The sequence below is a fragment of the Cupriavidus sp. 207A1 genome (assembly GCF_057798955.1).
The window spans coordinates 15,797-29,227 of sequence record NZ_JBYOJO010000026.1; the positions used below are offsets into that span (position 1 = coordinate 15,797).

The 13,431-nt window shown below is 69.5% G+C and carries 12 protein-coding genes; 4 read left to right on the forward strand and 8 right to left on the reverse strand.

Features of this window, described 5'->3' with window-relative positions; translation table 11 throughout:
• The first annotated feature begins 118 nt into the window (after window positions 1–118).
• The gene (locus AC3FMM_RS30750) at window positions 119–436 is read left to right on the forward strand and encodes a DMT family transporter (protein ID WP_115680273.1); all 318 of its coding nucleotides are present in this window, start codon (window positions 119–121) and stop codon (window positions 434–436) included.
• Window positions 437–514: 78 nt separating this feature from the next.
• On the forward strand, window positions 515–1,843 hold the full coding sequence (locus AC3FMM_RS30755; protein WP_115709533.1) for a mechanosensitive ion channel family protein: 1,329 nt from the start codon (window positions 515–517) through the stop codon (window positions 1,841–1,843).
• A 12-nt stretch (window positions 1,844–1,855) separates the two neighbouring features.
• Here AC3FMM_RS30755 and purT read toward each other — a convergent pair whose 3' ends face one another.
• From purT to AC3FMM_RS30790, 7 genes are all read right to left on the reverse strand, one after another.
• Window positions 1,856–3,061 carry a formate-dependent phosphoribosylglycinamide formyltransferase gene (purT, locus tag AC3FMM_RS30760; protein WP_115680271.1) on the reverse strand — a complete coding sequence of 402 codons (1,206 nt, stop codon included), beginning with the start codon at window positions 3,059–3,061 and terminating at the stop codon, window positions 1,856–1,858.
• A gap of 71 nt (window positions 3,062–3,132) precedes the next feature.
• On the reverse strand, window positions 3,133–3,612 hold the full coding sequence (locus AC3FMM_RS30765; protein WP_115709532.1) for a hypothetical protein: 480 nt from the start codon (window positions 3,610–3,612) through the stop codon (window positions 3,133–3,135).
• A 143-nt stretch (window positions 3,613–3,755) separates the two neighbouring features.
• Window positions 3,756–4,925, reverse strand: a complete 1,170-nt coding sequence (locus tag AC3FMM_RS30770; RefSeq protein WP_488688250.1) for an MFS transporter — start codon at window positions 4,923–4,925, stop codon at window positions 3,756–3,758.
• Between the two features lie 294 nt (window positions 4,926–5,219).
• A complete protein-coding gene (locus AC3FMM_RS30775; protein WP_116312588.1) occupies window positions 5,220–6,218 on the reverse strand; it encodes a Bug family tripartite tricarboxylate transporter substrate binding protein in 999 nt (332 codons plus the stop codon).
• Window positions 6,219–6,307: 89 nt separating this feature from the next.
• Complete coding sequence (locus tag AC3FMM_RS30780) at window positions 6,308–7,072, reverse strand: crotonase/enoyl-CoA hydratase family protein (RefSeq protein WP_115680267.1); 765 nt, start codon at window positions 7,070–7,072, stop codon at window positions 6,308–6,310.
• Between the two features lie 27 nt (window positions 7,073–7,099).
• Window positions 7,100–7,864: an SDR family NAD(P)-dependent oxidoreductase gene (locus tag AC3FMM_RS30785; protein ID WP_115709529.1), complete on the reverse strand. Its 765-nt coding sequence runs from the start codon at window positions 7,862–7,864 to the stop codon at window positions 7,100–7,102.
• A 53-nt stretch (window positions 7,865–7,917) separates the two neighbouring features.
• Window positions 7,918–9,096 carry a thiolase family protein gene (locus AC3FMM_RS30790; protein ID WP_116312587.1) on the reverse strand — a complete coding sequence of 393 codons (1,179 nt, stop codon included), beginning with the start codon at window positions 9,094–9,096 and terminating at the stop codon, window positions 7,918–7,920.
• A 213-nt stretch (window positions 9,097–9,309) separates the two neighbouring features.
• Here AC3FMM_RS30790 and AC3FMM_RS30795 point away from each other — a divergent pair, with 213 nt between their 5' ends.
• Window positions 9,310–10,125, forward strand: coding sequence for an IclR family transcriptional regulator (locus tag AC3FMM_RS30795; RefSeq protein WP_116312586.1), 816 nt, complete (start codon window positions 9,310–9,312; stop codon window positions 10,123–10,125).
• Window positions 10,126–10,154: 29 nt separating this feature from the next.
• Here the strand turns inward: AC3FMM_RS30795 and AC3FMM_RS30800 are convergent, their stop codons facing one another.
• Window positions 10,155–10,952: a crotonase/enoyl-CoA hydratase family protein gene (locus tag AC3FMM_RS30800; protein WP_115709525.1), complete on the reverse strand. Its 798-nt coding sequence runs from the start codon at window positions 10,950–10,952 to the stop codon at window positions 10,155–10,157.
• Window positions 10,953–11,251: 299 nt separating this feature from the next.
• On the opposite strand from AC3FMM_RS30800, the gene AC3FMM_RS30805 reads away from it, so the two are divergent.
• Window positions 11,252–13,420 (forward strand): PQQ-dependent dehydrogenase, methanol/ethanol family, encoded by a 2,169-nt coding sequence (locus tag AC3FMM_RS30805; RefSeq protein ID WP_488688223.1) that lies wholly within the window; start codon window positions 11,252–11,254, stop codon window positions 13,418–13,420.
• The last annotated feature ends 11 nt before the right edge of the window (window positions 13,421–13,431 follow it).

The window sequence follows — 13,431 nt, forward strand, 5'->3', positions numbered from 1 at the left end:
TTTGCATAATCCCTTTGCAAGTTCGGCCAGTTCCCGTGCGGATCCGCACAGCCTACAGTGGCTGGGCGTGGCCGGCAATGGGTGCCGGCGCACGAGCGAAGGGAGGAAAAACATGGCAATGGCGTGGACGCTGCTGGTGCTGGCCGGGTTGATCGAGATCGTGATGGCGCTGGCGCTCAAGCATACCGATGGCTGGACCCGCGTCGGCCCGACCGCGCTGGGCATCGGGGCCGCGCTGGCCAGCATCTATCTGCTCAGCGCGGCGTTGCGGCATCTGCCGGTGGGGACGGCCTATGCGATCTGGACCGGGATCGGCGCGATCGGCGTGACGCTGATCGGCATCCTGTTCCTGGGGGAGAGCGCGTCGCCGCTGCGGCTGGTGCTGATCGGGCTGATCTTCGTCGGCATCGGCGGGCTGAAGCTGCTGCCTGCCTAGCCGGATCCGGGCGCCGCGCAGCGGGGCGGGCGCGTTCGGTACACTATCAGGCCAAGTCAAAGGCCAGAGTCGCCCCCCATGAGTTTCGATGCCCTGCTGGAGCTGTTCCAGCAACGTATTCCTGCCCATCCGTGGGCCCAGATCGCGCTATACCTGGTGGCGCTGGTCCTGATCGCCGCGCTGGCGCAGTGGCTGTTCGGCCATGTGATGTCGCGCATCGCCCACCGGGTGCTGAAGGTGTGGGGCAAGACGCCGTGGAGCACGGCGCTGACGCGCCATCGCGCCTACCGGCGTTTCGGCTACGCGGTGGGCTTTGCCGTGATCACCGTCGGCATCGGCGAAGTCCCGCATATGGGCCGCTATGCGCTGGCGATCGAGCGCCTGGCGCATGCCAGCCTGTGGGTGTGCTTCTTCCTGATGCTCGGCGGCGTGCTGGGCGCCTGGCAGGACGTGTACGCCAGCAGCCGCCGGGCGCAGACGCGTTCGATCAAGGGCTATATCCAGGTAGGACGGCTAGGGCTGGGGCTGGTGTGCGCGGTGCTGGTGCTGTCGATCCTGATCAACCGCTCGCCGCTATGGATGCTGTCCGGCCTGGGGGCGCTGTCGGCGGTGCTGCTGCTGGTGTTCAAGGACACGCTGCTGTCGCTGGTCGCCAGCACGCAGCTGACCTCCAACGACATGCTGCGCATCGGCGACTGGATCGAAATGCCCCAGTGCAATGCCGACGGCTACGTCAAGGACATCGCGCTGCATACGGTCAAGGTGCAGAACTGGGACAACACCGTGACCACGGTGCCGACCTACAAGCTGTTCTCGGAGAGCTATCGCAACTACCGCCAGATGTTCGAGTCCGGCGCGCGCCGGATCAAGCGCACCTTGCGGCTGGATGCGGGCAGCGTGCGCTTCCTGGAAGACCGCGAGGTCCACGCGCTGATGCGCTTCCGCCTGCTGCACGACTACCTGGAAGAAAAGCAGCGCGAGGTCGACGAGGCCAACCGGCTGCTGATCGCCGCCGGCAACGACCCGGTCAACCGGCGCCGGCTGACCAATATCGGCACCTTCCGCGCCTACGGCATTGCCTACCTGAAGGCGCACCCCGAGATCCACCACGACCTGCTGCTGAACGTGCGCATGATGGAGCCCGATTCGCAGGGCATCCCGGTCGAGATCTACTGCTTTACCGCGCTGACCGCGTGGATGGACTACGAGCGCATCCAGGGCGATGTGTTCGACCACCTGCTGGCGATCCTGCCCGAACTGGGGCTGCGGCTGTACCAGGCGCCGTCGGGCGCCGACCTGAACGGCGTGCGCATCGCGCCGGTGCTGGCGGCCGCGCAGGTGGCGGCCGTGCAGGCGGCCCAGCATGCCCCGGCGCATGGTGCCGCCGCGGGCAGCCATCCGATCTAGCGGCGCCGCGCCTCAGCCCACCGCGCGCGGGCGCACGCGGCTGGCGGCTTCCTTGGCGCGCGTGCGCGCGGTGTCGATGTCGTCGGCATAGGCCAGCGCCACGCCCATGCGGCGGCGGGCGAAGCTCTCGGGCTTGCCGAACAGCCGCACCTCGGTCTGCGGCACGCGCAAGGCCTGGTCGACGCCGTCGAAGACCACGCCCTGCGCTTCCACGCCGCCGTAGATCACGGCGCTGGCGCCGGGGCTGCGCAGCGTGGTGTCGACGGGCAATCCGAGGATGGCGCGCGCATGCAGCTCGAACTCGTTCTGCCATTGCGTGGCCATGGTGACCATGCCGGTGTCGTGCGGGCGCGGGCTGACCTCGCTGAACCAGACCTGCTCGCCCTTGACGAACAGCTCCACGCCGAACAGGCCCATGCCGCCCAGGTCGGCGGTGACCGCCTGCGCGATGCGCTGCGCGCTGGCCAGCGCGGCGGGATGCATGGGTTGCGGCTGCCAGCTCTCGACATAGTCGCCGCTGACCTGCACGTGGCCGATCGGCGCGCAGAACTGCGTTTCGACCTGCCCGCTGGCGCCGATGGCACGAACGGTCAGCAGCGTGATCTCGTAGTCGAAATCGATAAAGCCTTCGACGATCACGCGGCCGTGGCTGACGCGGCCGCCGGCCATGGCGTAGTCCCACGCCGCCTTGACGCCTTCGGGCCCGTCGATCTTGCTCTGCCCCTTGCCGGAGCTGCTCATCACCGGCTTGACCACGCACGGGTAGCCGATGCCGCCGTCGATGGCGGCCTGCAGTTCTTCCAGCGAATCGCAGAACTTGTACGGGCTGGTGGGCAGGCCGAGCGATTCGGCGGCGAGCCGGCGGATGCCTTCGCGGTCCATGGTCAGGCGCGCGGCGCGGGCGGTTGGAATCACGCGCACGGTGCCGGCGGCTTCCAGGGTTTCCAGCATCGGCGTGGCAATCGCCTCGATCTCGGGCACCACCAGGTGCGGCTTCTCGGCTTCGATCAGGGCCTTGAGCTGGTCCGGGTCGCTCATCGCGATGGTGCGGGCGTGATGCGCGACCTGCTGGCCGGGCGCGTTGTCATAGCGGTCGACCGCGATCGTCTCCACGCCCAGGCGCTGCAGCGCGATCAGCACCTCCTTGCCGAGCTCGCCGGAGCCGAGCAGCATCACTTTGGTGGCGGAGGGGGAAAGGGGCGTTCCGAGGGTGGTCATGGCGGCGGGGCGGCGAGGCGCAGGGAAAACCGAGATTGTACGTGCTGCCGCGCGTGCTGGCGCCGCCGGGCCTAGTCTTCGGCGTCGCGCGAGCCGGCGGGGCGCCGTGCGGCCTGGTCCTTGCGGTCGGCCGCCTCGGCCTCGGCCGGGCTGGAGGCGACGCCGTACATGCCGTGGCGCGGCGTGCCCGCGGGCAGGTTGCCGAGATCGGTCGGTTGATAGGGATGCGGGCCCGGCGGCGGCTGCGAGGTATCGCTGGACGGATGTGCTCTGCCGGTCAGCTTCTCGTCGCGGGTCACGCTGTGGCCGCCGTAGTGGTAGTCGGTCAGCGAGCCTTCATGCGCCGGGGCTGAGGGGGCCGGCGCGCCGGAGATATCGGTCACGCGGACCGGAATCGACGGATAGACCTGCTGGGCGCCGGCGATCGCCATCTCGGGCGAGTCGAACTCGCCGTCGAGCCGCTCCGGCGCGCCGTTGCCGGTACGCATTTCCAGATGCCAGCGGCCGTCTTCCGGGCCGCACACCAGGATTTCCTGTTCGGTCGAGGTCATGGGGCCTCCTTCGGTCTGGGCATTGCGTCTCTGCGCAGACAGGCAGGAACCGTTCCAGCCGCGCGGCCCGCGCCGTACCGGCCTGGGCGCGCGCCGCGTGACGCCAGATTTACAATGCGCGCGCGTTCTTACCGCCGCCGCGCTCAGGACGTCGCCAGCAACGGCGGCCGCGGCCGCGTCGCCACCGCGAAAGCGATCTGCGCGAGCCCCGCCGCCAGCCCCAGCGCCACCCCGGCCTGCCAGGCCACGGTATAGGAGCCGAGCGCGTCATAGACCAGCCCGCCGCCGAAGGCGCCGACAAAGCTGCCGATCTGGTGGCTGAAGAAGGCCACGCCGCCCAGCATCGCCTGCCAGCGCAGGCCGAAGGTCTCGGCGATCCAGCCCGAGACCAGCGGCGCCACGCCCAGCCACAGGAAGCCCATCACCGCGGCGAACACCAGCGTGCTCTGCGGCGTCGGTGCCGACGAGAAGTACCAGGTCAGCGCCAGCGAACGCAGCGTATAGATGCCGCCCAGCAGCATCAGCTTGTTGTAGCGGCCACCGGCCCAGCCGAAGAAAATGCTGCCCAGCACATTGAAGCCGCCGATCACGCCCAGCGCCTCGGCGCTGAGCATCGGGTCCATGCCGCACACGTCGAGATACGACGGCAGGTGCGTGGTCAGGAACACCAGCTGCATGCCGCAGACAAAGTACGCCAGCGCCATCACCACGAACGGCGCGTGGCGCAGCGCGGTGCCCAGCGCCTGGCGCGCGTTGTCCTGGCCGATGCCCGCCGGCGTCGCCAGCGGCAGCCGGTCGACGCGCCCGGCCGACCATGCCGCCGGCAGCATCACCAGCGCCAGCAGCACGAAAGCGGCCAGGCCGGTGCGCCAGCCGTAGGCCTGCGTCACCATCTGCCCGATCGGCGCCGCCAGCAGCGCGCCCAGCGAGCCCGCGCCCGACACCAGCCCCAGCACCGTGCTGCGCAGCGCCGCCGGCACCGGCCGCGCCGCCACCGCCATCGCCAGCGCGCTGCCGGTGCAGGCCATCGACGCGCCGATGGCCACGCCCGCGCCCAGCGTGACGCCGACCATGCTGTGCGCGGTCGCCAGCAGCACCAGCCCGATTACGTAGAGCAGCGAGCCCGCCATCATCAGCGGCCGGAAGCCGATGCGCGTGGCCCACGCGCCGGCCAGCGGCTGCAGCAGGCCCCACGCCAGGTTCTGCACGGCGATGGCGACGGTGAAATCCGACACCGAGATGCCGATATCGCGCGTCAGCGGCGGCATGAAGATGCCCAGGCTCTGGCGCAGGCCCATGGCCAGGCTCAGCATCACCGAAGCGCCTAGCAGGATCGGCAGCGCCGGGCGCAGGCCCTCGAAGCGGGAAGGGGATGAAGACGGGGAAGGGGCGGGGGAGCGTGGCACGGCAGGTCTCGTCGCGGGGTTATCGTTATCGTTGTGGACCCCGGGCGCCTTCCATGTCTGCAATGTCTGTAATTTAAGCGGGCACTGAATATACCGCAGGGTAAGGCGAGGGTATGCCGCGGCCCCCGGCCATGTCAATTTGGCTTTGGGCCGGGCCGCCTTCCGCTTTGGCGAAGTCGGCCCGGCGCGGCGCCCGCGGGGTCAGTCCAGGCTGACCTTCGAGGCGCGGATGGTCTCGCCCCAGCGCTGGATCTCGCCGCGCACCAGCGCGGCGAACTTCGGCTGCGGCTCGCCGCCGGCAACGCCGCCCATGTCGCGCAAGCGCGCCGCCACTTCGGGATCGCGCATGGCTTTGCCCAGCGCCTCCTGCAGCGCCGCGGCCACCGCCGGCGGGGTCTTGGCCGGGGCGAAGAAGCCCAGCCAGCCCATCACCACGAAGTCCTTGACGCCGGCTTGCGCCATGGTGGGCACGTCGGGCAGCGCGGGCAGGCGCTCGGCGCTGGTCACGGCGAGCGCGCGCAGCTTGCCGGCGCGGATCTGCGGCAGCGCCTGCGTCAGGTTGTCGAACATGAAGGTGGTTTCGCCCGCCAGCACGGAGGTGGTGGCAGGCGTCGAGCCCTTGTACGGGACGTGGATGACCTCGGTGCCGGTGCGCAGCCGGAACAGTTCCGCGGTCAGGTGGGTGGTCTGGCCGATGCCGGCCGAGGCATAGGAATACTTGCCGGGCGACTGCTTGAGCTGCGCCACCAGCTCGGGCACGCTGCGCACCGGGGCCTGCGCGCCGACCACCAGCACGTTGGCGAACGAGATCAGGTCGGTCAGCGGCAGGAAATCCTGCGGCTGGTAGGACAGCTGCTTGTAGGCGCTGTAGTTGATGGCATGCGAGCCGGTATTGCCGACCAGCAGCGTGTAGCCGTCCGGCGCCGCGCGCATGAAGGCCTGCGTGCCGATGATGCCGCCGCTGCCGGGCTTGTTGTCGACCACCACCGGCTGGCCCAGGATGGCCGACAGCTTCTGCGCCACCAGCCGCGTCGGGATATCGGTGGTGCCGCCGGGCGCGCCGGGCACGATGATGGTGATGGGCCGCTCGGGCCAGGCCGCGGCATGCGCGGCCGCGGGGGCCACGCAGGGCAGCGCCGCGGCGGCGAGCAGCAGTGCGGCGCTGGTATGGGACTGCGATGCGGGCAGCTTGGGTGTCATGGGTCTCCTCCACGTATGTTTATGGGCTGCTTGGCAAGGCAAGAACGGCCGGCTTGCGGCCGGGCGTTCTCAGGTCAGGTGCGGGCGTTTCACTTGCCCGTCCACACCGGCTTGCGCTTCTCGGCGAAGGCGGCGGCGCCCTCGCGCGCGTCGGCGGAAGTAAAGACCGGGTCGATCAGCGGCTTCTGCTTCACGAACATGTCCTCGCGGGTCCAGTCGCCGGACTGCGCCACCACCTGCTTGCTGGCGGCGATGGCCAGCGGCCCGTTGGCGCCGACCGCATCGGCCAGCTGCAGCGCAGCGTCGAGCGCGCCGCCGGCATCGGTCAGGCGGTTGACCAGGCCCAGCTCGTAGGCGCGCTCGGCCGGCAGCATGTCGCCGGTCAGCGCGTATTCCATCGCCACGTGGTAGGGCACGCGGCGCGGCAGGCGGATCAGGCCGCCGGCGGCGGCGGCCAGGCCGCGCTTGACCTCGGGCAGGCCGAACCTGGCGGCGCGCGAAGCCACCACCAGGTCGCACGCCAGCACCAGCTCGAAACCGCCGGCCAGCGCATAGCCCTCGACCGCGGCAATCAGCACCTTGCGCGGCGGCTGCTCGGTCACGCCGCCGAAGCCGCGGCCGGGAATGCTCGGGCGCTTGCCGGCCAGGAAGCCCTTCAGGTCCATGCCGGAGCAGAAGGTGCCGCCGGCGCCGGTCAGCACCGCCAGACTCAGGTCGTCGCGCGCATCGAGTTCATCCAGCGCGGCGGCAATCGCGGTGGCGGTCTCGAAGTCCATCGCATTGCGGGCCTCGGGGCGGTTGATGGTCAGCACCATCACGTTGCCGCGGATTTCCTTCAGCAGGGTATCGCTCATGAGTTCTCTCCTGTCTGGTCGGCTGGTTCAGCGCGGTGCCATGCGGATGGCGCCATCCAGGCGGATGGTCTCGCCGTTGAGCATGGGGTTCTCGAGGATGTGCAGCGCGGTCGAGGCATATTCGTCCGGGGCGCCCAGGCGCGCCGGGTGCGGCACCATGGCGCCGAGCGAGGCGCGCACGTTCTCCGGCAGCTTGGCCAGCAGCGGGGTGTCGAACAGCCCCGGGGCGATGGTGCAGACGCGGATCGCGCGCTGCGCCAGGTCGCGCGCGGCCACCAGCGTCATGCCGACGATGCCGGCCTTGGCCGAGGCATAGGGAATCTGGCCGATCTGGCCTTCGTAGGCGGCCACCGACGCGGTCAGCACGCAGGCGCCGCGTTCGCCGTCGACCAGCTCGTTCCTGGCCATGCGCGCGGCGCCCAGGCGCAGCGCGTTGAAGGTGCCGATCAGGTTGATGCGCACGATCGACTCGTACTTTTCCAGCGAGCCCGGCGAGCCGTCCTTCTCGACCACGCGCACGGGGCCACCCAGGCCGGCGCAATGGATCAGCGCGCGCAGCGGGGCAACGGCCTCGGCGGCGTCGTAGACCGCGTTCATCTGCTCGGTGTCGGTCACGTCGGCCTTGAGGAAGCGGACCTTGCCGCCGAACTCGTCGACCACGGCGTTGCCGCGTTCTTCCGACAGGTCGGCGATGACCACGTCGACGCCGCGCTCCACCAGGCGCCGCACGCAGGCCAGGCCCAGGCCGGAAGCGCCGCCGGTGACGACGGCGGACATGTTGGTCAGTTTCATGGTGAGTCTCCTTGATGGGGGATCGGGATGGCGGAAATGGGGCAGGGCGCCGCTTACAGGCGCTCGATGATGGTGGCGTTGGCCATGCCGCCGGCTTCGCACATCGACTGCAGGCCATAGCGCTGGCCGCTGTCTTCCAGCGCATGCAGCATGGTGGTCATCAGCCGCACGCCCGACGCGCCCAGCGGATGGCCCAGCGCGATCGCGCCGCCGCGCGGGTTCAGCCGCGCCGGGTCGGCGCCGAGCGCGCGCTGCCAGGCCAGCGGCACGCAGGCAAAGGCTTCGTTGATCTCGTAATGGTCGATCTGCTCCAGCGTCAGGCCGCTCTTCTTGATGGCGCGCTGGCTGGCGGGGATGGGAGCGGTCAGCATCGCGATCGGATCGTCGCCGCAGACGTCGAACGCGACGAAGCGCGCGCGCGGCTTCAAACCCAGGCGCTGCGCCATGGCCTCGCTCATCAGCAGCATGGCGGCGGCGCCGTCGCTGATCTGCGAGGCATTGCCCGCGGTCACGTTCCAGCCGATCTGCGGGAAGCGCGCGCTCAGCTCGTCGTTGCGGAACGACGCCTGCAGCGTGCCCAGCTTCTCCACCGAGGTGCCGGGACGGATGGTCTCGTCGTGCTCGACCACGCCGTTGGGGGTGCTGATGCCGACGATCTCGCGGCGGAACGCGCCGCTTTCGCGCGCGGCGGCGGCCAGTTCGTGCGAGCGGGCCGAGTAGCTGTCCATCTGCTCGCGCGACAGCTCGTACCGGGCGGCGACCAGCTCGGCCGCCACGCCCTGCGACACCAGGCCGGGCGCATAGCGCGCTTCCATCGACGGGCCATACGGGTTCTGGCCGATGCGCGCCGAACCCATCGGCACCCGGCTCATCGACTCGATGCCGCAGGCGATGACGATGTCATAGGCGCCGGCCATGATGCCCTGCGCCGCAAAGTGCACCGCCTGCTGGCTGGAGCCGCACTTGCGGTCGATGGTGGTGGCCGGCACGTGCTCGGGGAACCCCGCCGCCAGCCACGCCACCCGGCCGGGGCCGGCGGACTGCTCGCCCGCCTGCGTCACGCAGCCGGTGATGACGTCGTCGACCAGGCCCGGGTCCAGCCGGTTGCGCTCGACCAGCGCCTTGAGCACCTGCGCCAGCAGTTCGGTGGCATGGAGCTCGGTAAAGGCCGAGCCCGGCTTGGAGCGGCCCATCGGGCTGCGGATAGCGTCGACGATGACGGCTTGTTGCATGCGGAGTCTCCTGAGAAAGCTGAGCGTTGCGAGTCGTGGCGGGATATTGAGACGTCTGTATCGAAAAGTGATCGTCCGATACGATGAATTGGGATTCTGGCGTCGAAAAACCGCCATGTAAACGCAAAAAACCGGTTTGACTTTCGAAAAGGCGAAGGGCAACATCCGGGTTTTGAGACGCGAGTATCAAAAAACTCAGATTCAGGCCTTGCAATGACCAATGCTCCACATGCTTCCGTGGCCCCGCCAGCCGCCGATGCCGACGGCGAGGCGCGCCTTGTCAGCGCGCTGGCACGCGGCGTCTCGATCCTCAACTGCTTCTCGCCAACGGTGCAGGAACTCAGCAGCCGGGAACTGATGGAACGCACCGGGCTGGCCAAGCCGACCCTGTTCCGGCTGCTCGACACGCTGTGCGGGCTGGGCCTGCTGCATTACTCGGAACGGCTGTCGCGCTATGTGCCCGGCGTCGGGCTGATCAACCTGGCCGCGCCGGCGCTGGCGCGCATGACCATCCGCCAGCTAGCGCGGCCGGCGATGCAGGAGCTGGCCGACCATATCGCCGGGCAGGTCGAGCTGATCGTCGGCAGCGGCCATGCGCTGACCTATGTCGAGATCGCGCAGGGTGTTGGCAGCCATGTGTTCCGGCCAGAGGTGGGCACGCGCGTGTCGGCCACGCGCACCGGCTCGGGCCGCGCGTACCTGCTGCGCCTGGACGAGGCCGAGCGCGAGGCGTACCTGGCCCAGCTGCGTGCCGCCGACCCGCCGCGCGCCGACTGGCTGCAGGCGCGCCTGGCCGATGCCGCGCGCGACCTGCAGGAGCACGGCTTCTGCCGCGGCCATCGCGACCTGCACCGCGAAGTGGAATCGGTGGCCGTGCCGCTGCGCACGCGCCGCGACGGCGAGGCGTGGATCTTCGCCGCGTCGGTGCCGGTGTTCAGCCAGCAGAGCAAGCAGCTGGAGGAAGATATCGGCCCGCGCCTGGTCAGCCTGGTGCGCAATGTCGAAGGCGCGCTGGGCGTGGCGGGATAGGGCCGCGCCAGCGCATTGCTGCGGCGGCTTCAATTGCCGGTAAAGACCGGCGTGCGCTTGTCCAGGAAGGCCTGCACCGCTTCGCGGTGGTCGGCGGTCTGGTGCGACAGCGCCTGGAAGCCGGCCGACAGTTCCAGCAGCGTATCCAGCCGGGTATGCATGGCTTCGCGCATCAGGCGCTTGGCCAGCCGCACCGCGTGCGGCGGATTGGCGGCGATGCGGCCGGCCAGTTCATAGGCGGTGGGCAGCAGCGCGTCGGGCGCCACCACGCGCGACACCAGGTTCCATTCGAGCGCCAGCCTGGCGTCGATCGGCTGGCCGGTGAAGGTCATCTCGGCCGCCCGCGACAGGCCGATCACGCGCGGCAGCAGCCACGCGCCGCCGTCGCCGGGAATGATGCCCAGCTTGACGAAGGACTCGGCGAACTGCGCGCGCTCCGAGGCAATGCGGATATCGCACATGCAGGCCAGGTCCAGGCCCGCGCCCATGGCCGCGCCGTTGACCGCGGCGATCACCGGCACCTCCAGGTTGAACAGTGCCAGCGGCAGGCGCTGGATGCCGCGGCGGTAGTCCTGGCGGATCTCCATGCCGGGCACCGTGCCTGAGGCCTGGCGCTCCATGTCCTTGATATTGCCGCCCGACGAGAACGCCGTGCCAGCGCCGGTGATCACCACCGCGCGCACGCTGCCGTCGCCGTGGATGCGGTCGATCGCCTCCAGGAACTCCGCCACCGCGGTATTGCCGGTCAGCGGGTTGCGCCGCTCGGGCTCGTTCATGGTCAGGGTGACGATGTGGTCCTGCTGCTCGTAGAGAAGGAACTGGCTCATGTGGGGGCTCCGGGTAGGGATGCAAGGTCTGTCCTGGCGCCAAGGCTAAGCCACGGTGGCCGGCAGCGTCCAATATTCATTTCTTCCCTGCCGATATCCAGGGGATATTGCTCGCGCGGCCCGGACCTCCGGTGGGCAGTGCCGGCCGCGGAGCCGGATTGGGGTTATCCCTGTACCCATAACGCGAGGGCTCGCCGATGATCGGTGGGCCCCGGCTACCGCCCGGCATCGCGCAGTACCGCGCAGTACCGTAATCCTGCAGTCCCGAATTCCAACAAGAATGCCCTTCAGGAGACGATATGAGCCATGCGTTGAAGCCGGCAACGGATCCCGTTGCCGCCGAATTTGCCTCCGCAGTTGCCACGGCCAGGCGCCGTACCAGGAATCGCGCCGCGGTCTGGCTGGCGATCCTGGCGCTGGCGGCGCAACTCTTGCCCGCCAGCGCCGCGGCGCCGCGCAACGCGGCGGCCCGGGTCGACGGCGCCTTCATCAGCGCCAATGCCAGCACCACGCGCGACTGGCCCAGCCATGGCCTGGACTATGCCGAGACCCGCTTCAGCCGGCTGCGGCAGATCGATGCGGCCAATGTGCGCGACCTGGGGCTGGTGTGGAGCTATAACCTGGAGTCGACCCGCGGCGTGGAAGCCACGCCGCTGGTGGTCGACGGCGTGATGTACGTGACCGCGTCGTGGAGCGTGGTGCATGCGGTCGACGCGCGCACCGGCAAGCAACTCTGGACCTTCGACCCCAAGGTGGACCGCGCGCTCGGCTATCGCGGCTGCTGCGACGTGGTCAACCGCGGCGTGGCGCTGTACCAGGGCAAGGTGTTCGTCGCCGCCTACGATGGCCGGCTGATCGCCCTCGACGCCGCCAGCGGCCGCAAGGTTTGGGAGCAGGACACCATCATCGACCGCCGCTATTCGTACACCATCACCGGCGCGCCGCGCGTGTTCAAGGGCAAGGTCATCATCGGCAACGGCGGCGCCGAGTTCGGCGTGCGCGGCTACATCACCGCCTACGATGCCGCCACCGGCGCGCAGCAGTGGCGCTGGTTCACCGTGCCGGGCGACCCGTCCAAGCCGTTCGAGGACGAGTCGATGGCCGCGGCCGCCAAGACCTGGGACCCGAGCGGCAGGTACTGGGAAGCGGGCGGCGGCGGCACCGCCTGGGACACGCTCGCCTTCGACCCCGAACTGAACCTGATGTACGTCGGCACCGGCAACGGCGCGCCGTGGTCGCGCAGCAAGCGCAGCCCGGCCGGCGGCGACAACCTGTACCTGGCCTCGATCGTGGCGCTGAACCCCGACACCGGCAAGTACGTCTGGCATTACCAGGAGACCCCGGGCGACAACTGGGACTACACCTCGACCCAGCCGATGATCCTGGCCGACCTGAAGCTGGACGGCCAGCTGCGCAAGGTCATTCTGCACGCGCCCAAGAACGGCTTTTTCTTTGTCATCGACCGCACCAATGGCAAGTTCATCTCGGCGAAGAATTTCGTCGACGTCAACTGGGCCACCGGCTATGACGCCAGCGGGCGCCCGATCGAACGGCCCGAGGCGCGCGCGGTGGACCGGGCCTATGACGCGATCCCCGGCCCGTACGGCGCGCACAACTGGCACCCGATGTCGTTCAATCCGCAGACCGGGCTGGTCTACCTGCCGGCGCAGCACGTGCCGCTCAACCTGATGGACGACAAGACCTGGCAGTTCAACCAGGGCAAGCCCGGCACGCCGCATGGCAACGTGGGCTGGAACACGGCCAAGTTCCTCAACGCCGAGCCACCGCAAAGCAAGCCTTTCGGCCGGCTGATTGCGTGGGATCCGGTGCAGCAGAAGGCCGCGTGGACCAAGGAGCTGGTCTCGCCGTGGAACGGCGGCACCCTGACCACGGCCGGCAACCTGGTGTTCCAGGGCACAGCGGACGGCCGCTTCGTCGCCTATGACGCGCGCACCGGCGACAAGCTGTGGGAATCGCCGACCGGCACCGGCGTGGTCGCCGCGCCGGTCAGCTTCGAGCTCGACGGCAGGCAGTATGTCTCGGTGGCGGTGGGCTGGGGCGGGGTCTACGGGCAGGCGCAGCGCGCCACCAACCGGCAAGGCCCGGGCACGGTCTACACCTTCGCGCTCGGCGGCAAGGCGCCGCTGCCGGCGTTCGCCGAATACCGTGCCGGCAAGCTGCTGCAGGGCGTGAAGTACGACCCGGCGCTGGTCAGGGACGGCACCGCGCTGTACGTCAGCAACTGCGTGCTGTGCCACGGCGTGCCCGGCGTCGACCGCGGCGGCAATATCCCCAACCTTGGCTATATCGATGCCGCCTTCATCGAGAACCTGGACAAGGTCGTGCTCAAGGGTCCGGCGATGGCGCGTGGCATGCCGGACTTCACCGGCAAGCTGACGCCGCAGGACGTCGAGAAGATCAAGGCCTTTATCCAGGGCACCGCGGACGCGGTGCGGCCCAAGCCCTGAGCACGGGGACG